Annotated in this window: 23 protein-coding genes and 1 pseudogene; 17 read left to right on the plus strand and 7 right to left on the minus strand. The window is 62.0% G+C overall.

Going from position 1 to position 19,286, the window contains the following annotated elements; all coding sequences use genetic code 11:
• The first annotated feature begins 54 nt into the window (after positions 1 to 54).
• The 4 genes from FJ951_RS27135 to FJ951_RS27150 are packed head-to-tail and all read left to right on the plus strand — an operon-like array spanning position 55 to position 3,952.
• Complete coding sequence (locus tag FJ951_RS27135) at positions 55 to 2,316, plus strand: phage tail length tape measure family protein (RefSeq protein ID WP_140518163.1); 2,262 nt, start codon at positions 55 to 57, stop codon at positions 2,314 to 2,316.
• A complete protein-coding gene (locus FJ951_RS27140; protein ID WP_140518164.1) occupies positions 2,316 to 2,978 on the plus strand; it encodes a hypothetical protein in 663 nt (220 codons plus the stop codon). Before FJ951_RS27135 ends, FJ951_RS27140 begins: the two co-directional genes overlap by 1 nt.
• Positions 2,968 to 3,558 (plus strand): DUF2163 domain-containing protein, encoded by a 591-nt coding sequence (locus tag FJ951_RS27145; RefSeq protein ID WP_140518165.1) that lies wholly within the window; start codon positions 2,968 to 2,970, stop codon positions 3,556 to 3,558. Before FJ951_RS27140 ends, FJ951_RS27145 begins: the two co-directional genes overlap by 11 nt.
• Entirely contained in the window at positions 3,551 to 3,952 is a 402-nt protein-coding gene (locus FJ951_RS27150) for a hypothetical protein (protein ID WP_246671795.1), read from the plus strand. Before FJ951_RS27145 ends, FJ951_RS27150 begins: the two co-directional genes overlap by 8 nt.
• On the opposite strand, the gene FJ951_RS27155 is transcribed toward FJ951_RS27150, so the two are convergent.
• Positions 3,953 to 4,345, minus strand: a complete 393-nt coding sequence (locus FJ951_RS27155) for a hypothetical protein (RefSeq protein ID WP_140518166.1) — start codon at positions 4,343 to 4,345, stop codon at positions 3,953 to 3,955.
• A 147-nt stretch (positions 4,346 to 4,492) separates the two neighbouring features.
• On the opposite strand from FJ951_RS27155, the gene FJ951_RS27160 reads away from it, so the two are divergent.
• From FJ951_RS27160 to FJ951_RS27180, 5 genes are read left to right on the plus strand one after another with little or no spacing between them, the layout of a single operon-like run.
• Positions 4,493 to 6,907 carry a phage tail protein gene (locus FJ951_RS27160; protein WP_140518167.1) on the plus strand — a complete coding sequence of 805 codons (2,415 nt, stop codon included), beginning with the start codon at positions 4,493 to 4,495 and terminating at the stop codon, positions 6,905 to 6,907.
• Positions 6,908 to 6,933: 26 nt separating this feature from the next.
• A complete protein-coding gene (locus FJ951_RS27165) occupies positions 6,934 to 7,152 on the plus strand; it encodes a hypothetical protein (protein WP_140518168.1) in 219 nt (72 codons plus the stop codon).
• A gap of 1 nt (position 7,153) precedes the next feature.
• Positions 7,154 to 8,350 carry a hypothetical protein gene (locus tag FJ951_RS27170; RefSeq protein ID WP_140518169.1) on the plus strand — a complete coding sequence of 399 codons (1,197 nt, stop codon included), beginning with the start codon at positions 7,154 to 7,156 and terminating at the stop codon, positions 8,348 to 8,350.
• Positions 8,350 to 8,799, plus strand: coding sequence for a hypothetical protein (locus FJ951_RS27175; protein WP_140518170.1), 450 nt, complete (start codon positions 8,350 to 8,352; stop codon positions 8,797 to 8,799). Before FJ951_RS27170 ends, FJ951_RS27175 begins: the two co-directional genes overlap by 1 nt.
• Positions 8,786 to 9,118, plus strand: a complete 333-nt coding sequence (locus FJ951_RS27180; protein ID WP_140518171.1) for a hypothetical protein — start codon at positions 8,786 to 8,788, stop codon at positions 9,116 to 9,118. Before FJ951_RS27175 ends, FJ951_RS27180 begins: the two co-directional genes overlap by 14 nt.
• Before the next feature lie 69 nt (positions 9,119 to 9,187).
• On the opposite strand, the gene FJ951_RS28600 is transcribed toward FJ951_RS27180, so the two are convergent.
• Positions 9,188 to 9,340, minus strand: a complete 153-nt coding sequence (locus FJ951_RS28600) for a hypothetical protein (RefSeq protein ID WP_181172296.1) — start codon at positions 9,338 to 9,340, stop codon at positions 9,188 to 9,190.
• Between the two features lie 13 nt (positions 9,341 to 9,353).
• Positions 9,354 to 9,569 (minus strand): hypothetical protein, encoded by a 216-nt coding sequence (locus FJ951_RS27185; protein ID WP_140518172.1) that lies wholly within the window; start codon positions 9,567 to 9,569, stop codon positions 9,354 to 9,356.
• 56 nt (positions 9,570 to 9,625) lie between these two features.
• Between FJ951_RS27185 and FJ951_RS29050 the strand changes: the two genes are divergently transcribed.
• Positions 9,626 to 9,754: a hypothetical protein gene (locus FJ951_RS29050; protein ID WP_281405597.1), complete on the plus strand. Its 129-nt coding sequence runs from the start codon at positions 9,626 to 9,628 to the stop codon at positions 9,752 to 9,754.
• Positions 9,755 to 9,788: 34 nt separating this feature from the next.
• On the opposite strand, the gene FJ951_RS27190 is transcribed toward FJ951_RS29050, so the two are convergent.
• A complete protein-coding gene (locus FJ951_RS27190) occupies positions 9,789 to 10,271 on the minus strand; it encodes a hypothetical protein (protein WP_140518173.1) in 483 nt (160 codons plus the stop codon).
• Here FJ951_RS27190 and FJ951_RS27195 point away from each other — a divergent pair.
• The 6 genes and pseudogenes from FJ951_RS27195 (at position 10,270) to FJ951_RS28925 (ending at position 16,743) form a co-directional block, all read left to right on the plus strand.
• Entirely contained in the window at positions 10,270 to 11,121 is an 852-nt protein-coding gene (locus tag FJ951_RS27195) for a glycoside hydrolase family 108 protein (RefSeq protein ID WP_140518174.1), read from the plus strand. The genes FJ951_RS27190 and FJ951_RS27195 overlap by 2 nt on opposite strands.
• Positions 11,118 to 11,411, plus strand: coding sequence for a hypothetical protein (locus FJ951_RS27200; protein ID WP_140518175.1), 294 nt, complete (start codon positions 11,118 to 11,120; stop codon positions 11,409 to 11,411). Before FJ951_RS27195 ends, FJ951_RS27200 begins: the two co-directional genes overlap by 4 nt.
• Before the next feature lie 205 nt (positions 11,412 to 11,616).
• Positions 11,617 to 11,988 carry a DUF1515 family protein gene (locus tag FJ951_RS27205; protein WP_224684765.1) on the plus strand — a complete coding sequence of 124 codons (372 nt, stop codon included), beginning with the start codon at positions 11,617 to 11,619 and terminating at the stop codon, positions 11,986 to 11,988.
• A gap of 302 nt (positions 11,989 to 12,290) precedes the next feature.
• Positions 12,291 to 15,749 carry an autotransporter domain-containing protein gene (locus FJ951_RS27210; protein ID WP_181172297.1) on the plus strand — a complete coding sequence of 1,153 codons (3,459 nt, stop codon included), beginning with the start codon at positions 12,291 to 12,293 and terminating at the stop codon, positions 15,747 to 15,749.
• Positions 15,750 to 15,846: 97 nt separating this feature from the next.
• A pseudogene (locus FJ951_RS27220) lies at positions 15,847 to 15,975 on the plus strand (ATP-dependent DNA ligase); the annotation flags it as partial.
• Positions 15,976 to 16,599: 624 nt separating this feature from the next.
• The gene (locus FJ951_RS28925) at positions 16,600 to 16,743 is read left to right on the plus strand and encodes a DUF982 domain-containing protein (protein WP_246671796.1); all 144 of its coding nucleotides are present in this window, start codon (positions 16,600 to 16,602) and stop codon (positions 16,741 to 16,743) included.
• Between the two features lie 183 nt (positions 16,744 to 16,926).
• Here FJ951_RS28925 and FJ951_RS27240 read toward each other — a convergent pair whose 3' ends face one another.
• Genes FJ951_RS27240 through FJ951_RS27250 form a run of 3 tightly spaced genes read right to left on the minus strand, consistent with a single transcriptional unit; the run spans position 16,927 to position 18,608 of the window.
• Entirely contained in the window at positions 16,927 to 17,631 is a 705-nt protein-coding gene (locus tag FJ951_RS27240) for an SOS response-associated peptidase (protein ID WP_140518179.1), read from the minus strand.
• Positions 17,632 to 17,640: 9 nt separating this feature from the next.
• A complete protein-coding gene (locus FJ951_RS27245; RefSeq protein ID WP_140518180.1) occupies positions 17,641 to 18,021 on the minus strand; it encodes a hypothetical protein in 381 nt (126 codons plus the stop codon).
• The gene (locus tag FJ951_RS27250) at positions 18,021 to 18,608 is read right to left on the minus strand and encodes a hypothetical protein (protein WP_140518181.1); all 588 of its coding nucleotides are present in this window, start codon (positions 18,606 to 18,608) and stop codon (positions 18,021 to 18,023) included. The genes FJ951_RS27245 and FJ951_RS27250 overlap by 1 nt, the downstream gene beginning before the upstream one ends.
• A 99-nt stretch (positions 18,609 to 18,707) precedes the next feature.
• Here FJ951_RS27250 and FJ951_RS27255 point away from each other — a divergent pair, with 99 nt between their 5' ends.
• Positions 18,708 to 19,025, plus strand: a complete 318-nt coding sequence (locus FJ951_RS27255) for a hypothetical protein (protein ID WP_140518182.1) — start codon at positions 18,708 to 18,710, stop codon at positions 19,023 to 19,025.
• The last annotated feature ends 261 nt before the right edge of the window (positions 19,026 to 19,286 follow it).

Below are 19,286 nucleotides of genomic sequence, written 5' to 3' on the forward strand. Positions count from 1 at the left end.
CCATGGAATGGAGCAACTGATGGGCGAAGCGTATCCACTTCCGGGAAACCCGCAATGACCGTTGCAACACTTGGCATCGCTGTTGAGAGTTCGCCCGCAGCAAGAGCCGCCACCGATCTCGACAAGCTTGCCGCATCTGCAATGAAAGCAGAGGCATCGGCGGCGAAGGTGGCAACCGCGGCCAAGCTCACCTCCAACCAGATGTTCAACCTGTCACGGCAGGCGAACGATGTCGCGACCATGTTCGCACTCGGCGCGCCGCCGATGCAGATTTTCGCAAGCCAAGCCGGCCAGATCGTTGATGCCTTGCAACAGGGGCCAGGCGGCCTGACGGGATCATTGAAGGCTGTCGGCGACGGCATTCTTGGGCTCGTAACAAGGTTTCCTCTTGCTACCGCCGCGATTGTTGCTGCTGGCGCGGCATGGGCGGCATACGAGCTTGTCGCGCGGAACGACATCAAGTCGGTCGACGAGGTCTTGGAGGACCACAAAAAGCTTATCGAAAGCCTGGCGGATTCATATCCCAAGGTGGCGGAGGCGGCCCAGCAGTATGAGGAGATCGCCTCTCGGCTGCCCAAGTCTGTCATCGAGGCCGATGCAGCCACAAAGGCGGCCAGTGACCTAGACACCCTGAAAGAAAAATTCTCTGAGGTCGGTCGTGAGATCCGTTTGGCCATCACCGATCCGCTTAGCGGGCAGCAGGGCGACGTTGGAGGGTTCGGGGAGAAGACCTTTGCCACGTTCCAACGGCTGCTCGTGCTTCTCGATTCAGGGAAGATAACGGCCAAGGATCTTGCGACCCAGCTTGCGGATATCCAGCTCGATCCGAATGCTACAAGCGAAGGCAAGCAATTCGCTACCACCTTGAGTTCCGCCGCTGCGGAAGCGCTGAAGGTCGAGAACGCTTTAGGCGGAACGACGCGCGCCGTCGAAGGTATGAAATCGGCGCTGAGTGACGCGGATCAGGCTACTGCCGATTTCAAAGCGAAACTGCTGGAAGCTGCGGCAGCGCCAGAACCACTTCGCAAGGCGCTTCAGGACGTCTTTGACGCGGCGCAAGATGGCACCCAGCCTCTTGCTGCCGTCATGGCGAAGCTTAACGAGCTTGAGAACGCCAACCCGACCTTCGCAGGCATTATCGAAGGCTTTCGGAAGCTGATCGAGCAGGCGAATGCCGCCGCGGCTTCCGTCGCCAACATCAATCTCGGGGGCACGCGCACCAAGGACGACAACGCATTCCCTCCCACAATAACCTTGCCGGGCTCAGCCCCAACGCCGGACGAGCGGCCCAACGCCGAAGATATTGGCGCGGCGAATGATAAGCGCCTGGCGCGAGCAAATCGCGGGGCTAATCGCGCGGCGACTGCCTACCGGGATGTGCTTAAGGCGGCCCAAGACCGCATCGACCAGATGAAGGTTGAGCTCGAACTGACGGGGCAGGTTGGCGTGGCGGCCGACACGCTGCGCAACTATCAGGAATTGCTCGGCCGGGCCACGGATCATGGCCGGGCGATCGGCGAAAAGCAGAAGGCCGAATTGCATGATCGCGCCGAGGCGATGGCGAAGCTTGAGGAAGCCACGAAAGCCGCCAAGCTTCAGCAAGACCTCTTGTTCGACCGCCAGCAGATGTTCCGCTCCCCAACGGAGCAGGATGTTTATGGGACACTTCGTGACGCGGATGTTGATATCAACTCCGCGGCGGGCGCGGCGTTGGCTGCGCAAATCAGGCTGAACGACAATCTCAAAGAAACCCGCGATCTGGCCGGCGATTTCGTTAACACCTTCGTCGACGGGCTGAAAAACGGCGAAAATGCCTTCCAGGCTTTCGGTGACGCAGCCCTGTCGGTCCTCGACAAAATTGCCGACAAGTTGCTCAACTCAGCCATTGATAGCCTGTTCTCCAGCTTTCTTGGCGGAACAGGCCTCGGTGGTGGCACGCCAGACCCGTTCCAGGACGTTTTCGCCTCATCCAAGGGCAATGCTTTCGACCGCGGCAATGTGATCCCGTTCGCAAAGGGCGGTGTCGTCAATCGCATGTCGACATTCCAGATGGCAGGCGGCCGCACCGGCAGCATCGCCGAGACCGCGCCAGAAGGTATCTTGCCGCTGAAGCGCAACAGCTCGGGTCAGCTTGGCGTGATGGCGACGGGCGGAGGGCAGATGCAGTCGGCCAATCAGAACGGTCGCATCGTAGTCGAGCTCAGCCAGGACCTTGTTGCCAAGATACTTGAGCAAAGCGGCAACCAGTCCATCGAGATCGTCAAGTCTAACAATGAGGCTCAAGCGAACCGCTACCAGAACGGGGCGTCGCGCTAATGGTCGCTCCAATCAACTTGCCTGCCGTCACATGGACGGACGGATGCAGCTTTGATCCGGTCCGCCCGCGTTCCACCGATCGCATGGAAGGCCGACGTACCGAGGGCCAGAGCATCGGCACGCCATGGTGGACGGCTCAATACACCGGAGTATGGCGCAACAAAGCTGAATTCGGCCTCCTCGACGCGTTCATGATGCAGGCTGGCGACGATGGCGAGACTTTCCTCGGCTACGACGTGTTCCGGCCGAGGCCGATCCTCATGGACACCGGTGCGCCTCTCTCAGGCACCAAGGCCGGCGGCGGCGCATTCAACGGCACGGCGGTGCTCAATTCGATCACGAACAGCCGCACGGTGGTCATAGGCGGCCTGCCGGCGGGCTTTCAGTTCTCCCCCGGCGACTATGTCGAGTTCCGCATGACAGCCCTGACGCGGTCGTTGCACCGCATCATGGCGCCCGCCACGACCAATGGCGCCGGTGTCGTAACCTTGTCGATCAAGTACGGGCTCGACCTCGACAATTTCACCACGTCCGCCGTCGTCAATTTCGAGAAAGCGGCATGCGTGATGCAGATCGACCCCGGCAGTTATTCCGGCGCCAAGTCCTGGTCGAGCCGCCAGCCATCATTCTCGGCGACTGAGGTGTTCATCTATGAGCCTTGATCCCGCCGTTCAGGATCTGGTCGAGAAGGGGCAGATCTCTCGCCTCGACCTCATCCGCTTCGATCTTCCGGGCAAGTCGGTCGGCTATCACCGCGGCGGCCGCCCGTACACTTACAACGGGCTGGTCTACCTGCCGAACCGCTGGCTTTCGCCGGCCGGCATGAATTCGGCGCTCGGCGTGGCGGTGACGACGCGCACGATCACGTTCTCGAACATCCCGACGGCCAACGTCGATGATGCCATCGCGAAGATCGAGGAGTTCAACTATCCAAACGCGCCGGTCATCATCTCGCATCTTGCCGGCGATCCCGCCACCGACGAGGTGCTCGGCATTCTCGCGTCGAGCCTCTACGAGATCGATGAGGTCCGCTACAACAAGGGCGCGATCGACGGCAAAGGCGAGCGCTCGCTGACGCTGACGATCGACCTCCAGCCTCCGGGCCGCTCGGCGCGGGGCTCAACGCTGGTCAAGCGCAGCCAGGCCGAACACCAGTTCGACAACGACCCGACCGACACCTGTATGGAATACGTTGCCACGACAGCGACCATTCCCGAGGAATGGGGCCAGCGCAGTGGCTAACCGTTTCGAGATCGTCGCCGAGACGCTGAAGGCCGAGATGGCCAAGCCCTACGTCTATGGCGAAAGCGATTGCTTCTTTCTCGGCTGTCGCATGGCCGATGCGCTCGATACCACTCTCGGCCTGGTGAAGAAGTATTCCGGCTCCTACACGACGCTGGCCGGCGCGCAGAGGGCTTTGCGGCGCCGGAAGTGCAAATCCCTCGTTCAACTATTCGCACGTCACCTTGAGCCCTGCGCGCCGGCGGAAGCACGCACCGGCGACCTGGTCATTCTTCAGGTCGGTCCCGCCGAACATGTCGGCATCTGCATGGCCACGCGCTTCGTCACCAAGACCGAGCGCGGGCGGGCCGACTACGATCTTTCCGCCTGCAAAGCCGCATTCCGGCTCGGATAGTCATTCATGCCAATTTTCACGCTTATCGGCACCGCCATAGCGGGCGCGCTGTTTGGCGGGTCCGTACTTGCGGCAACGCTGATCGCCGGCGCGCTGGCCTTTGGCGCCAAGCTGGCGATCAGCTATCTCAACAGGCCCAAGGCGCGGAAGTATTCGGCGGTTCAAGGCGAGACCCAGTTCGGCGGCGATGTTCCCGTCAATGCCCTGTTCGGCACCGGAAAGGTACGCGGTCAGCGGCTGTTTTATGCCAAGTTCGGGGAAGGCAACAAATTCAATACCGAGGTCTTCGCGCTCGCCAACGGCTGGTGTGATGGGCTGGAGCCGCATGTCTATTTCTACGGCCAAAAATACGACCTGATCGAACGCGCCATAATCGGGAACGAGGCGAAGCACTATGAGACGGCCGAGTTCGGCAACAACCTCTCGTTCCGCTTCTATGATGGAAGGCCGGGGCAGGGCGTCGACGCCAAACTCGTCTCGGATAGCGCGGCGCTTGGGCAGACATGGAAGTCGACCAGTGTGTGTGCCGGCCTCACCTATGTGGTGGTCGAACGCGAGTATGACGAGCGGTTCAGCAAGGGGCGTCCCGACTTCGATTTCGTGCTGCGCGGCTTGCGCGAATACGATCCTCGCAAGGACAGCACGGTCGCAGGCGGCAGCGGTCCGCAGCGGCTCGGCGATACCTCCACCTATGTCTTTACCAAGAACCCGGCCGTCCATCGCCTGAACTACCAGTTGGGCCTCAAAGGCTTGGTCTCCGGTCGAACTCTGATCGGCGAAGGGAAGAGCATCGGCCAGCTCGATCTCGCCACCTATTTCGTCGCCATGAACGTCTGCGACACGGTCAAGAATGGCAAGCCGACCTATGAGTCGGCCCTATTCGTCAACTCGGATGACGATCATACGGAGGTGCTGAAGGAGTTCGACGATGCGATGGCTGGCTATGCCCTCAATCGCCGCGGCCTTTCAGGCATCATCGCCGGCGCGCCGCAAGTTCCTGTTCTGGAGATCACGGCCGACGACATCCCGATCGACCGCGCCCAGGATCTGCAACGCCGCAAGTCCGCGTTCGACCTTTTCAACCACCTGTCGGGGCAATTCACATCTGAGGAATCGCAGTGGGGGCCGGAAAGCCTGACGCCGATTTTCGTCAATGCGGATGTTGCGGCCGATGGCAGGTCGCGGCAAACCTCGAATGACTTCCTCCAGGTCACCGATCCGGACATCGCCCAATATCTGCTGACGATCCGCTATCGGCAAAACCGCTTGGGCGGGTCCGCCACGGTTCCGGTGTCACGCCGGGTAGGCCTTACGGTGCAGGAAGGGGAGTGGGTCACATTCGACGGCACCGATTGGCTGATCACCGGATGGCAGTGCGACGAGCAGTTTCGCTTCACGCTGACGCTGGCGGAAACGTCGGCAGACATTTACGACGACGGCGACATCGAGCCGGGCCCGATCATCATCCCGCCGAGCCCGCCCATCAATCCGTCGATCCTGTCGACAGTGCAGAATTGGCGGGTCGAGGTCGGTGTAATCAATGGTGCCGGCGGCCAGGAGGTTCCCGCGCTGCGCTTTGCTTGGGATCCGCCGAACGATCCCACGATCATTGCCGTTCGGATATTCTATTACCGGGACGATATTCCGGATCAGGTCTACCAGGACACCTGCGACACTCCCGAAGACGGCATCTACATCACGTCGAAGAACGTCTCGCCTGGAGTGTTTTATACAGCCAGGGCCACGATCACGACGGTTCCCGATCGGTTCAAGACGTTCACCCCTTGGCTGACGACGGCGGATGTCACCGGCAATACGTTCTACCCCATCGACCTCGGCCAGCTCGCGCAGGATGTGAAGGACTTCCAGGCGTGGACCGGCAATGCGGTGCGCGATGTCCTTGAACAATTGCAGGCGGTATCGACGAACAGCGCCGGCAACTACCTGGTCGGCTTTTCCGACAAGCAGGAACTGCGGCGGGAGCTGCGGTCCGCAACCGACGGCGCAGTCGCGCTGTTCACTGAAGAGATCATTACTGCGACCGGTCCCGGCTCAGCGCTCGCCCTCAAGATCGAGGCTCTCGAGGCGACGGTCAACGATCCGGTCACTGGTGTTGTCGCCAGTTCGACCGCCGTGTCGTTGTTGTCGACGACGGTGTCGGCCCAAGGAGGCACGATCGCGGCCAACGCTTCGGCGATCATCGCCTTGCAGACCACGATCGGCGACGTCTCTGCCGGTTCCACGTTCAGAATGGGCACCGATTACACACCGGCGGCCGGCTGGTCCTCGCGCATCGGCATAGAGGCGCGCGTTACTTCGGGCAGCACCTTCCGCTCGTCAGGCCTCTACATCGAGGCGACGGCATCAGCATCCCGCATCGTCCTCGACACAGATCAGTTTGTCATTGTGACGGGCGGTGTCGTCACCGCGCTGTTCGACGCTGGCACTGCCTTCATCGCCAACGCGCGCATCCGCAACCTGACTGCGGGCAACATCACCGCAAATTCGCTCAACGCCGGCGTGGTGTTGCAGAACGGCACGGTCATCACCGACCTGATCGCCGGCAATGCCATCACCGATTGGGATAATCAGGCGTTTCTTCTTTCGACCGGTGCCAACGGACCCTCATTCGTCACCCGCGTCACAATCACCGTCAACAACACGGGTGCGATTCCCCCTCTGGTCTTCGCAAGGATGAATTCTGTCTACACGGCCGGCGGCGGCAGCAGCAGCGCTACCGTCAACATGAGGCTGGTTCGAACGGTGGGTGGCGTCGATACGGTCCTGAGATCGGTGACCTACAACAGCAACTCCGGGGTCTACGAGCCGGTATTTCTCGATGCGTCCGCTCCGGCGGGAACCTTCACCTATCGGATCGACACCAACCATACGCCCGCTGGCGGCGCCGGCATCACGATCGACTGCTCCGTCACCGCGAACTGGTGGAAAAAATGAGCAAACACCCAAACAGAGGCCCGAAAATGACTACCAATGAACCGGAGACCATGTCCATCTCAATGCAGGTTGCGCTCGAGGAGGAGGTCGAGCGCCTCGACGCGGCGGCGAAGGCATCCAGGAACCGGATCCTGTTCCTGGCGCAGAGCAACGCGAACCTGAAGGCGCGCGTTGCCGAGCTGGAAGCGAAGCTTGCCGCGCTGGAGCCGGCCGAGATGCCGGCCAAAAAGCCAAAGGCAAACTGACATGGCTGTTGTTCCGGACTATGTGACGGGAACGATCACGCTGACCAGCGGCTCGGCGAATTTCACCTCGACGGGCGCCGCGCTGCAATCGGCGGCGGTCCGCGCTGGCGACGAGATCCTCCTGCCGGCCAAGGGGCTGGTCCTGGTGATAGCGTCGATCACCGGGGAGAATGCTGGCACGCTCGTCGCAAATTGCCCGGCTGGTGCCGCGGGCGCGGCCCAGCCGCTGCGCATTCGTTTCCAGTCGGACGGCTCGCGCTTGACGGCGCAGGCGGCAACGCTGATCGAGGCTCTCGCCAACGGCAATCTCGCCGCCATTGCCGCCCTGACCAGCGCGGCGGACAAGCTGCCATATTTCACCGGACCCGGCACGGCGAGCTTGGCCAACTTCACGGCCGCCGCGCGGGCGATGCTTGGTCTGACAGGAGCGGCGGACAAGCTTCCCTATTTTGACGGGGCAAACACTGCGGCACTGGCCACGTTTACGGCGGCGGGTCGCGCGCTTCTGGACGATGCCGATGCGACCGCACAACTCGCAACGCTTCTCGCAGGTATTGTTACCACCCCGATCAATCTTGGCGATCCGAACGGCGTAAGCTCGCAAGGCGGTATCTGTTTTGGCAGGCGCGGGACATTGTTTAGCGAGCAGTTGCTATTTTCCGACGGCGCTGCTGGCTTTCGCGGCGCGTGGGGCGTGAATGCGGCAAATCAGGTGTATTTCCGTGTGGCCGACAACGTCACCGATGACGTGGTCTTTACTGGCTCCGGCATCAGCGTTTTCGACGGATCAGGAACGCGCGCCGTCTATCATCAAAATCTGATTGTCGGGCCTGTCGGACAGATCGGTGGCGTTCCTTCCGGTCGCATAATCGAGACGGGCAGCAATGCCAACGGAACCTATACGCGGTTCGCCGACGGGACGCAGATTTGCAGGGTCAACAACGTGGTTGGTACCTTTGCCAGCCCTAACCGCATTGCGGGGACTTGGACCTATCCGGCCGCTTTTGCGGACGGGAACGCAACTTTTTCGGTGGCTGCAAACGGCATCGGCACAATGGCAAACACGAAGTTTGGTTTCCATTTCGCCATGGACACCATAACAGCCACGTCGGCTCGAATAAACGCCATCACATCAGCAGGTTTCGTGGCAGGTGAAACAGAAACCTTTTTTGCCACAGCAATTGGAAGGTGGTTCTGATGCGCATCTCATTCGCACCGCAGCGCCGCGACGACGCTCTCGCCCTAGCAAAGTCCGGCGACGTTCTGACCGTCAACGGGGAGCAGTTCAACTTCAACGGTTTGAGCGATGGCGACGCGATCAAAGTCGAGGATATCCCCTGTGAGTTCATCGTCGGCAATGTCACCAAGATCGCCGGCGAGGTTCACGTCACGATAGTCCTGCCGCATGGACCGTCCCCGGAGGTTTGGCAGACGTGTCCAGGCGACATCGAAAACGTGCCCGATGGCACGGTCGACGTGCCCTCCAATACCTGGTCAGAGACCACCGAGACGGCTGTCGAGGGAGGTAGGCAACTCGTCACGACAACGCATCGTTGGCACCAGCCAGATCAGGTCGACACGGTGTTCGTCCCCGATCCGCCGGTGGCGCCTGAGCAAGAGGAAGAGACCGCCAATGTGGACGCCTGATCCTTCCATCATCAGCACGGCTGCGCAGAGAGCAGCCGAGGCGCAGGTAACGCTGCTGGCGAGTTTCCAGACGGCAATCCAATCGCTCGTCGACCAGACAGCTAGGTCGCGCTCCTATGCCGATGGAAACGCTCTTGCCGGCTATGTCGCGTCGACAGTGCCGGCATGGTCGGCCGAGGCGACAGCCTTCGTCGCATGGCGCGATGCCGTGTGGGTCTACGCCTATGGCGAACTGGACAAGGTGAAGGCTGGCGAGCGCGAGGTTCCCACCGTCGAGGCGTTCCTCGCCGAACTGCCGGTGATCGCTTGGCCGTCCTAGCCGCGCGCCCATTGAAGGCAACTCTTCACGCGCTCCAGAAGCCAGAACGGAAACAGGCACGCCCGCGCTTCAGTACCCCAAGAGGTGCCGCAATCCGACGATCGGCAGATAGACCGTCCAGACCAGGCAGGCCAGGATCGCGATAACGACGCCCATGGCGGGCGCCCATTCCTGCCATAGTTTCAGCAGCCGCCCGGCCCAGGCTCCCAGTTGAGTTTCCATCGCGTACGGGCCTTTAGTTTGGTTTGCGCAGCACGTTGAGAACCACATCGGCGTCGTTGTGATAGCCGCTCACCATCACTTCCCATAGGCCGTCGACCAGCAGGAGATGTCCGCCGTCATAGGTGTGGATTTCGCCGGCGTTGAAAACCGCGTCGCGCAAATGCTGCCGTAGCTCCAGCCACGGTTTCGGCAGCGATACCCAATCCCCTCGGGGTTCGTCGTATCTCATCCCTCTGGCCCTCCCGGGGCCGACCATAGCCAATCATCATCCCGAAAGGAAACCCCATGGTCGCTTCACGCGAAAAGGAATCGCTTGCCAAGGTGCTGGCGCACGAAGGCGGCTATGTGAACCATCCGCGCATTGCGAAACGGTCGGGTTTTCAATACTACTCCGAGCATGGAAAGCCTGTTTGAACCCAACGACTTAGCAGAGAAACTAAGGTCGGCGTTACAGGCGGCGGCAGCCGATCTCTATGTGCCCTACACTCCGACCAACCGGCGGGCCTACCAATGCTCGGTCGCCGGGTGCCCAAACGGTGGCTACGCCAAAGGCTTTTGCAACGCCCACTACATTCGATCGAGGAGCGGAAAGCCGCTCACTCTGGCGATCCAGCAACGCGGGCGTAGGCCGGAATGCGTCGAATGTGGCGCGCCGGTGGATGGGAAGGGCGGCTGGGCACTTTGTAAGCAACACTATCGGCTGAAGCGACGGCGCATCATCCGCAGGGTCTGCGTCGAACATCTCGGCAATAGGTGCGCCCGCTGCCGCGGGCAATTCGCTGACTTCGTCTACGACTTCCATCATCGAAACGCGCAGGAAAAAGATCACCACCCCGCAAACATGATCGACTCGGCGTCCTTGGCAGAAATCGCAAAGGAGGTCGCTAAGTGCGATCTGCTTTGCGCCAACTGTCACAGGATCGAACATCATGGCTCAACAGAATTTCCAGCCGGCGCTGGCCCACGTCCTTAGCCACGAGGGTGGCTACAGCAACAATCGAGCCGATCCGGGCGGCCCGACCAACAAGGGCGTGACGCAGCGCGTCTATGACGGCTACCGGAAGGGCAAGGGTCTGGCGAAACGCTCGGTCAAGAGCATCACCATGGACGAGGTCGGCGAGATCTATGATCGCCAGTACTGGGACGCGGTAAAGGGCGACCTGATGCCCGACGGCGTCGACTACGTGGTGTTCGATGGCGGCGTGAATTCCGGGCCCGGTCGGTCGATCATGTGGCTTCAGCAGGCGCTTCGCCCGATCTATACCGGGCCGATCGACGGCGTCATGGGCGTGGGCACGCTGGCGGCGCTGAAGGCGGTCAACAACAACGACGCGCTGATTGACCGCATCTGCGATGCGCGGATGAACTTCCTGCGCCATCTCGGCACGTTCCCGACCTTCGGCAAGGGCTGGACAGCGCGTGTCGCCGAAGTGCGCGCGATCGGCAAGGCCTGGGCGACCGGCGAGAAGCCGCAAGCCGCCAACTTCGTCGACGGCGGCCAGGCAAAGGCGCTGGTCGAGGATGCCAAGGCGGCGCCATCGACAGCGCCGGCCGACGCTGCCACTGGCGCGGGGGCCAGCGGCCTTGGCTTGTCTGGCTACCTCTACGATCTCCAGAACCAGCTTTCGCCGCTGTCCTACACAAGCGAATGGATCGGGAAAGTCGTCGTCGTGGTGGCGCTCGCAAGCGCCGTGCTGGCGATCGGTGGCCTCGGCTATCGCTGGTTCGCCAACCGCAGGGCCAAGCGTCTGGCTGAAGCGCTCGGGACCGCGCCAGCATGACCTGGCTCATCTCCCTAATCGCCGGTCTTGTCGGCGTTCCCCGCCCGCTGGCCGGGGTAGTAGCCTGGGCCGCCATTGCTGTCGCCGTCTCCTGCACCGCCATCGGCGGCTACCAGCTCATCAAGCATTGGGGGGCGGAGGAAGTCCGCGACCAGATCGAGAAGGAGAACATGGATGCGGTACTCAAGGGCATTGAGGCCAGTCGGAATTTTGATGACTGCAATCGCGCTGGCGGGCTGTGGGACTTCCGGCGTCAACGGTGTTCCAGCCCTTCGCGCAGCGATCGGTAGCAGCCTTGCTGGCGCGCAGGGCAAGACGGTCGAGGATCAGAACAGGATCGATCGCACCATGGCTCCAGGTTGCGCCGTGAAGTTCTATACGCCGGCGGAATGCGACCGGCACACCAGGGCCAGCGCTGAGCGCCGCGCCGAACTCAAATCATAGCATTGCATGAGGGCGGGGATGATGCCGACATCAGGAACGAAAAGCTTGGAAATGATGATCGGCGGCCTGCTGCAAGCGACGCAGGACATGCAGCGCGACATCACCGAGATCCGGCGCGACATCAAGGATAGCGATGCCCGGGCGGCGCTCAGTTACGAGCAATCTGAACAGCGCGCCGCCGCCAGCCGGGCGAAGATGTATCAGAAGACCGACGAGCTGGTCGAGCGCGTGAGCGCCACCGAGACCGCGGTCAGCAAGCTCAATGCCGACATGACCAGCGTCAAGGAAGTCACCGCTGAGGTGACGCGCTGGAAGCTGATGGGGCTCGGGGCGCTCGGTGTCACCGGCATGGGAGCAGCGGCGCTGGCTTCGCTCGTTACAGCATACTGGTCGGACATCTGGCGCGTGCTGCGGGGTGGGTGAGCCCGGTAGGAGTTGCCCAATCGTTTTCCCCGCTGGCTTCGCGCCGGCGGGGTTTTTTTATTACCCACGAAACGTCGCAGGAAAGGCGTGTTCCTGCAATTGCACTCATCGTAACGAACTATTCTTATTATTGCCGTTTTTATCATTTGCGCGGCAGGCGAATCTCTGCATGTTTGCAACTCTAGGATGGCTATGTCTTTGTGGGGGCTGAGATGGATGCGGGCGTGAAGCGGGGCGTTTCGAGAATAAGGTCTCGAACTCATGGCAGGCTTCTCGCAGTCGTCAGTGGCGCTGCCCTCGCCTTGTCCCTCTCGCTGCCGGCAGCGGCGCAGACCTGGACCGGCACCACCAGCACCGACTGGACCGACGGCACGAACTGGTCCACCGGCACCGTGCCGACCAATCTCACTGATGCGGGCATCAACACGACGGCGCCCAACGTGACCGTCCTCGGCGTGGGCGGCGCCGCTATAGGTTCGACGGACGATCTGATCGTTGCCACGTCAGGGCTAGGAAGCCTTACGATCCAGAACGGCAGCACACTCACCAGCGCTGGTGCGACTCTGCTCGGAGGTTTTGGCGGCAGCAGCGGCGTCGTGACCGTCACCGGTGCCGGATCGCGATGGAATAACACGAGCGCCAGTGTTCTTGCGCTCGGCAACTCAGGCTCCGCTACGCTCAAGATTCAGGACGGAGGCACAGTCACCGCGCTCGGCGGGGTGCGCCTTGGATCTGGCGCGACTTCTAATGGCACGCTGAATATCAACAGCGGCGGCACGCTCGAGACGACAGCACTCTTGCGTGGATTCTTTGGCACCAAACAGGTCAATATCGACAACGGCACCCTGAGGGCCCTGAGCAACAACGCGACGTGGATCGCTTCGGGCTTCACCGGCACGCAGCTCAATATCGCGGCGGGCGGGCTGACGCTCGACAGCAACGGTTTTGCGGTGACAGTGGCGAGCCCGCTCAGCGGCGTTGGCGGCGTGACGAAAGTCGGCGCCGGCACTGTCACCTTCAACACGGCTCAGACCTATACCGGCGAGACGGTGGTCCAGTCCGGCACGCTGGCACTGACCAATACCGGCTCTGTTACCGGCTCCAGCCGTGTCGTGGTCGACGGCACATTCGATATTTCCGGCGTCACGGCAGCGGGCTCTGATATCCAGTTCCTCGCCGGCGGCGGCGCTGTCGAACTTGGCACGAAGACACTGACGATCTTAAACGCGAGCAGCATCTTTTCCGGGTCAATTACCGGGTCGGGCGCGTTGGCGATCGGCGGCGGCACCCAGTTTTTGACGGGCGCCAATACCTACACCGGCGGAACGGTGATCGCCGTCGGGAGCGCATTGCGGATCGGCGATGGCGGCGCCTCAGGCTCGATCGTCGGCAATGTCGCCAATGACGGCGCCTTGACCTTCAATCGCTCGGACGACCCCACCTTCGCGGGCGCCGTCTCTGGCTCCGGCAACCTGACCAAGCTTGGCGGCGGCACTCTCACCCTCACCGGGGACAGCACCTATACCGGCGGCACGACCATCTCGGCCGGCGCCCTTCAGATCGGCGATGGCGGCACGAGCGGGTCGATCACCGGCAATGTCGCCAACAATGGCACGCTCGCCTTCAACCGCTCGGACGATATTGTTTTCGCCGGCGCCATCTCGGGATCAGGCGGCGTTCAGAAGCTGGGCGGCGGATGGCTCACCCTGACGGGCGTCAACAGCTATAGTGGCGGGACGTTGATCGCCGGCGGCTTCTTACAGGTGGGCAATGGCAGCACCACCGGCTCGATCCAGGGCGATGTCGTCGTCAACAACGGCGTATTAGCGTTCAACCGCTCCGATGCCGTGACCTTCGGCGGGGCCATCTCAGGCAATGGCCTGCTGTTTCAGTTCGGCACGGGCACCACAACCTTGACCGGGACCAACACCTATAGCGGCGGAACGGTGATCGGCACGGGCACGCTGATCGGATCCTCGACGAGTTTCGGCAGTGAAGGGATCGGCAATTTTGGCGCTCTCGTCATCGACCAGCCGACCGACGCGACCTTCGGCAATGCTATCAACGAGACCGGCTCCTTTACGAAGCGGGGCGCCGGCAACCTGAACCTGACCGGCACGGGCAGCCTCAGTGGCGCGACCACGGTCGAGGCCGGCAAGCTTTCGGTCAATGGCTCACTTGCGAGTTCGGCGGTCACTGTGCTGAGCGGCGCGTCTCTCGGCGGCTCCGGCACGGTCGGCGCCACCACGATCCAGTCCGGGGCGACCATTGCGCCCGGAAACTCGATCGGCACGCTCACCGTCAACGGCAACCTCGTGCTGGCGGCCGGCTCGACTTACGAAGTCGAGATCAGCGGCGCCGGCGGCTCCGATCGCATTGCGGCCTCGGGCACGGCGACGGTCGGCGGCAGCCAGGTCGGCGTCACCGCGCTCGACCCGCAGACCAGCTATATCAACGGCCAGCGCTACACCATCATAACCGCCAATGGTGGCGTCGTAGGGACGCTTGCCGGCGTGGTTTCGCGCTCGGCCTTCCTCGACCTTTCGGCCGAGCACCTACCCAACCAGATTGACCTCGTCATTGCGGTCAAGGGCAGCACTCCGGGTCCGACGCCGCCGGCGACCTTCGAGGCCGTGGCGCAGACGCGCAACCAGGTCACGACGGCGGTGGCACTCGACACGCTGCCGCAGGTCGGCGGCACTCTTGCGCTCTATAACAGCCTTCTGATGCTGGACGCTGGCTCGGCCCGCCACGCGTTCGACCAGCTCTCCGGCGAGATATATGCCTCCACCAAATCGGCATTGATCGAGGACAGCCACTTCGTCCGCGATGCGGTGAACGATCGTATCCGGTCTGCCTTCGGCGATGCCACGGCAAGCGACATGCCCCTTCTCGCCTACGGACCGGACGGGGCCAGGCAGGCGGCGGCTGACAGCATCGGCCCGCTCGCCTGGGGCTATGCCTTCGGCTCGTGGGGCGCCTTCGACGGCAATGGCAACGCAGCTTCCATGAACACCTCCACCGGCGGCTTCCTCACCGGCATCGACGGTGCGATCGCTTCGGATATGCGTCTGGGCCTGCTTGCCGGATACAGCCACACTTCATTCGACGTCGATGGCCGTGCCTCCTCCGGCTCGAGTGACAATTACCATGTCGGCCTCTACGGTGGCGGCAAGTGGAATGCGTTGCGCCTCACAGGCGGTCTTGCCTATACATGGCATGATATCGACACCAGCCGCTCCGTTGCCTTCCCTGGCTTCAGCGACAGCCTGAACGGTGACTACGACGCCGGCACGTTTCAGGTCTTCGGCGAGGCCGGCTACCGCATCGATCTCGGCCGCGTCGCGCTCGAGCCCTTTGCCGGCCTGGCCTATGTCAACCTGCATACCGATGGCTTCAGCGAGGACGGTGGAGCGGCGGCGCTTTCCGGCCGCAGCGACGACATCAGCCTCGGCTACTCCACGCCGGGTCTGCGCGCCTCGACCAGCTTCGCGCTTCACGGCATCGATCTGACCGTGCGCGGCGGCTTGGCCTGGCGCCATGCCTTCGGCGAGGTCGACCCCGAGGCGACGCTCGCCTTCGCCGGCAGCAACCCGTTCTCGGTCGCCGGCGTGCCGATCGCCAGGGACGCTGCCGTCGTCGAGGCCGGGCTCGATCTCGCCATCAGCCGGAGCGCCAGCCTCGGCATCTCCTATGCCGGCCAGCTCGCCCATGACAGGCAGGACCACGCCTTTAAGGCCAATCTCGCCGTCAGTTTCTAACACGGCTGCCGGGCGGGGTCTCGGCGGCCGCGGCCAGTGAGCAATGATGCCCAGCGAAGCGCATGGGTTCCTGACAGGCTTTGGCAAATTTCGTGGGCCAGTGCCGAAGGGCCTGAAAAGGCAAAAGGCCGAATGGCTCAAGCCGGGTCTGGTCGGCCGGGTCAAATTCCTGAAAGGCGAGGAAAAGCTGCGCCACGCCAAGCTGAAGGACTTTCGAGAGGTATGATTAGCACCTGCGCAGGTCTGTCGGGGTGCCCAGCTACATCGCGTCGGCTGGCGCGAAGAAGCAGTTTTCGTCTTCTTCCGTGGGATGCAGGCAGATGTGGAAGTTGTCATCCCCCGAGGGGATTACGACATCGTACGGCACGAAGTAGCGGTTCTGATGCGTGACTTTTTCATGGTCGCCTGGACGCAGAATAACCACGTAGCCATCTGGCTGGGGCGTCACAGTGGCGCTGGGAATTTGCCCGCAGTCGCCAGTGACCGGATCACCGTGGCAGCAAGCCGGTGGATAGCCCCAATTCCGATCCGGGCCGTGGGCTGACGCCCCGCCTCCGTCAAGTGCCGCAGCCGTGGCTATCACGCCTGCAAAGCACGTCACTTGTCCTCTTCCGACCGCATGCACCGAGAGGTTCCTCCAACGGCGACTGATATCGTCAGCGTCACTATATACCTTTAGCTTGCGCTAATGTAGGCCGAAAGCGACCTCCTGAATGCTGCCGACCTGAACGTAGGGCGGCCCGAGGTGACCTGTAATGGCGCTCCATTGGTTCAATCCTCCGGTCTACGTTCAGACAAGGTCGGCATCACGACAGGCATAAGTCACGTCGAGGGTGCCGCTCAGGAACTCATGAAGTGGCGCAAGAGGGGACCCAAATGGAAGACGGCGGTGCAGCTCTGCGTCGACTGCTTCGCGGACCGAGCGTCACCCCAGGATGTCCGGAAGGCATTCGAGGAGGCTGCTAAAGAAGAGGGAATGTTACGGGGTCACTGACGCCGGACCACTCGGCACAAAGCTCATCCTGAAGACGGCCGTTCAGCACGATCATTTCCTTCAGGGCTTTCATCGTATTGCCCTTGTGGAGAGCGACGAATTTGTCGGCGACAGCTTGCAAAGCTGCTCCTGGCGACTGTCGAGAGTGACTATGCAGTCTGGCATGGGGCTGTCCTACACTGTCTAGAACAATGAGCCCTGCTGTGGCGCCTGTTGCGGGAATTTGATCTGCGTCGCTGGCTTGTCGACGATCACGAGGGCATCGTCGGGCGCGGGGCGCTGCAACTTCTTCGCCTCCGACCAGGGCGCGGTAAGCCAGGTCTCGATCTCTTCCTCGCTCGTCAGGATCACTGGCATGGCCTTCTCGTGGATCGGCTTGATCAGCGCGTTGGGCGCGGTCGTCATGAAGCCGTAGAGCTCGAAGTCGCCCGGACCATCCTTGACCTTGCGCACGCCATGCCAGGGCGTCCACAGGCCCGCGAAGAAGAATAAGGGACGCTCCTCGTTCAGCGCGAACCAGTAGTTCCGCTGGATACCGGTTTCGGGGTCTTTGTCGCCAGGCGCCGGGGACGGCTCGGCGAAGCTGGTTACGGGAACCACGCAGCGATGCTCGATCCCGACATATTGCTGCCAGTGGCCATACTGTGGATTTCGAATGTTCGTGGTGCCGTAGTCGGCGGCACCTTTCACGCGCTCGGCCGGCGTCGGCATTCCCCAGAGAAGGTTGGCGACCTCGCGCTGCCCATCCGTGGCGTTGCGAACTACCGGGCCGGGCCTGTTCGGATAGATGTCGATCGACGGTTCGAGGTTGCCGAGGACATCCCGGAGGGCACGCGTCCACTGGCGTATGGCCTCTTGGCTGGTGGTGAGATTGTAGAGATTGCACATGTCTTGCCCCTAGTTGCGCAGGATCTCGGGAACGCTCAACGGCCCCAGGTCGAGGATGCGCTTGTATTCGCCCGTGCGGCGCCAGGCACCCCGGATCTTCCCATTCTCCCGATCGCGCTTCGGATCGAACACGTCGCCGCCAAAATGGTCAAGGAAGGCCTGCGCCGCGGCGGGGTCGGAAAAGCAGTGGATGCGATAGTCCTCATATTTGCCGCTCGGCCATATCGCCTGCACCCGCCTGATCTGAGGCTTGACGCCGATGTCCTGGCAGAACTTCGTGATCATGGTCAGGTTCCGGTCCGTGCAGATGTCATCCGGCAAGGCGACCTGGTACGGCCAATCCCTGTCGATGACCGATGGCGCCGGGGTGACGCGGTTGCGTTTCGGCATCAGTGTAAGGACGGCTTGTCGGTGGCTGCCTCTAGCGCGTTGATTGCGTCGCGCACAGCTCGGCGCTTCGGTTCGATGGGCTCATCCGGGCGGAGATGGGAATGGGAGAGGGCGGTAAAGGCCATAGACAGGTCGCCAATAAGGTCGCGCATTGAAAGCTGGTCGACGACCTCGGCAGCAACCCGCCAAGCCAAAACCGCGTCCTCCCCGTTCAACGTGTCCTTGCCATCTTGCTCGAGATGTTCGCGAAGCATTGCCAGCGCTGTCGAACGATCGGCGAGTTGCGTCTCGGGATCGGTCAGCAACTCCAGACTTACCGAGATGGGCTTGCGGTTCTCCGGCCAGCCGCCACAACAGGCGTCCAATGCTGCCGCATGGGCTTGCCCCCAAGCACTTGCCGCGCGGGACGCCGAATGATCAGGACCATCTTCGGGCGGACCGTTGATGTCCCAACCTTCAACTACGAAGGCACCGTAAGCGGCTTCCTCGGCTGTGAACCCAGCGCGTTCTAGCGCTTCCTCTGCTGCCGCTAAGCCTCGCAAAATTTCCTCGGGCGAGGCGCCCGGAACTGACAGAACGAGGTCCATGTCATCCTCCTGTGGCTATCCTGCCGATAGTGAACGAAAAGAGAACATTGGAGTCAAGCCCCTCTTGACGCGGCAGGAATATGTTCCTCATTTCAGGGTATGCCAGAGACCTACGCGCCCAAAAGACGAGACTATCCGCTGTCGAATTTGAACGACGGCATGCGCCTGGTGCGCATCCGCTGTCGCTACTGCAAGCGGACCCACTGCTATCATCCCTCCGACCTCATCCAGATATTCGGCGACGTCGACGTCGATTCCCTGATGGATAGAATGAAGTGCGAAAATGATCCAAGCCACGGCCGGCTCGATGTCGAGGCGTTCGCGCCGACGGGCAGGGAAGCCGTAGGACTGCGCATCCGTCGCCTGGTGGCTCTAAAGGTCCAACGCGTGCCGATCTGGCGTGAAGACCCAGCGTGATGCCCTTAGAGCCAGCCCAACCATTGCAGCGCTCGGTACCCGATCTGCGCAAGAACGAAGATCGGTACGAAGATCGCGGCAAGCCAAAGGATCAGCTTGGTATCGCCAGGAAAGCGGGATGCCATTCCGAGCGCCCTTTCAAACGAAACATTGCGGAAACGTTGCAGCGCTCGGGATGCGCTTCACCAAAAGCCACGTAAGCCTTTGATTTGGCTGGTCGGAGTGGCAGGATTTGAACCTGCGACCCCCTCGTCCCGAACG

The organism is Mesorhizobium sp. B2-2-3 (assembly GCF_006442405.1).
Lineage (GTDB): Bacteria > Pseudomonadota > Alphaproteobacteria > Rhizobiales > Rhizobiaceae > Mesorhizobium.

What these genes read in the sequence shown, in the direction of transcription:
- FJ951_RS27140 (WP_140518164.1), top strand. Translation starts at nt 2,316, where the DNA reads ATGGTCGCTCCAATCAACTTGCCTGCCGTCACATGGACGGACGGATGC.
- FJ951_RS27185 (WP_140518172.1), bottom strand. Translation starts at nt 9,569, where the DNA reads ATGAGATACGACGAACCCCGAGGGGATTGGGTATCGCTGCCGAAACCG.
- FJ951_RS27200 (WP_140518175.1), top strand. Translation starts at nt 11,118, where the DNA reads ATGACCTGGCTCATCTCCCTAATCGCCGGTCTTGTCGGCGTTCCCCGC.
- FJ951_RS27135 (WP_140518163.1), top strand. Translation starts at nt 55, where the DNA reads ATGACCGTTGCAACACTTGGCATCGCTGTTGAGAGTTCGCCCGCAGCA.
- FJ951_RS27180 (WP_140518171.1), top strand. Translation starts at nt 8,786, where the DNA reads ATGTGGACGCCTGATCCTTCCATCATCAGCACGGCTGCGCAGAGAGCA.
- FJ951_RS27195 (WP_140518174.1), top strand. Translation starts at nt 10,270, where the DNA reads ATGGCTCAACAGAATTTCCAGCCGGCGCTGGCCCACGTCCTTAGCCAC.
- FJ951_RS27240 (WP_140518179.1), bottom strand. Translation starts at nt 17,631, where the DNA reads ATGTGCAATCTCTACAATCTCACCACCAGCCAAGAGGCCATACGCCAG.
- FJ951_RS27145 (WP_140518165.1), top strand. Translation starts at nt 2,968, where the DNA reads ATGAGCCTTGATCCCGCCGTTCAGGATCTGGTCGAGAAGGGGCAGATC.
- FJ951_RS29050 (WP_281405597.1), top strand. Translation starts at nt 9,626, where the DNA reads ATGGTCGCTTCACGCGAAAAGGAATCGCTTGCCAAGGTGCTGGCGCAC.
- FJ951_RS28600 (WP_181172296.1), bottom strand. Translation starts at nt 9,340, where the DNA reads ATGGAAACTCAACTGGGAGCCTGGGCCGGGCGGCTGCTGAAACTATGG.
- FJ951_RS28925 (WP_246671796.1), top strand. Translation starts at nt 16,600, where the DNA reads ATGAAGTGGCGCAAGAGGGGACCCAAATGGAAGACGGCGGTGCAGCTC.
- FJ951_RS27250 (WP_140518181.1), bottom strand. Translation starts at nt 18,608, where the DNA reads ATGGACCTCGTTCTGTCAGTTCCGGGCGCCTCGCCCGAGGAAATTTTG.
- FJ951_RS27175 (WP_140518170.1), top strand. Translation starts at nt 8,350, where the DNA reads ATGCGCATCTCATTCGCACCGCAGCGCCGCGACGACGCTCTCGCCCTA.
- FJ951_RS27245 (WP_140518180.1), bottom strand. Translation starts at nt 18,021, where the DNA reads ATGCCGAAACGCAACCGCGTCACCCCGGCGCCATCGGTCATCGACAGG.
- FJ951_RS27255 (WP_140518182.1), top strand. Translation starts at nt 18,708, where the DNA reads ATGCCAGAGACCTACGCGCCCAAAAGACGAGACTATCCGCTGTCGAAT.
- FJ951_RS27165 (WP_140518168.1), top strand. Translation starts at nt 6,934, where the DNA reads ATGACTACCAATGAACCGGAGACCATGTCCATCTCAATGCAGGTTGCG.
- FJ951_RS27170 (WP_140518169.1), top strand. Translation starts at nt 7,154, where the DNA reads ATGGCTGTTGTTCCGGACTATGTGACGGGAACGATCACGCTGACCAGC.
- FJ951_RS27205 (WP_224684765.1), top strand. Translation starts at nt 11,617, where the DNA reads ATGATGATCGGCGGCCTGCTGCAAGCGACGCAGGACATGCAGCGCGAC.
- FJ951_RS27190 (WP_140518173.1), bottom strand. Translation starts at nt 10,271, where the DNA reads ATGATGTTCGATCCTGTGACAGTTGGCGCAAAGCAGATCGCACTTAGC.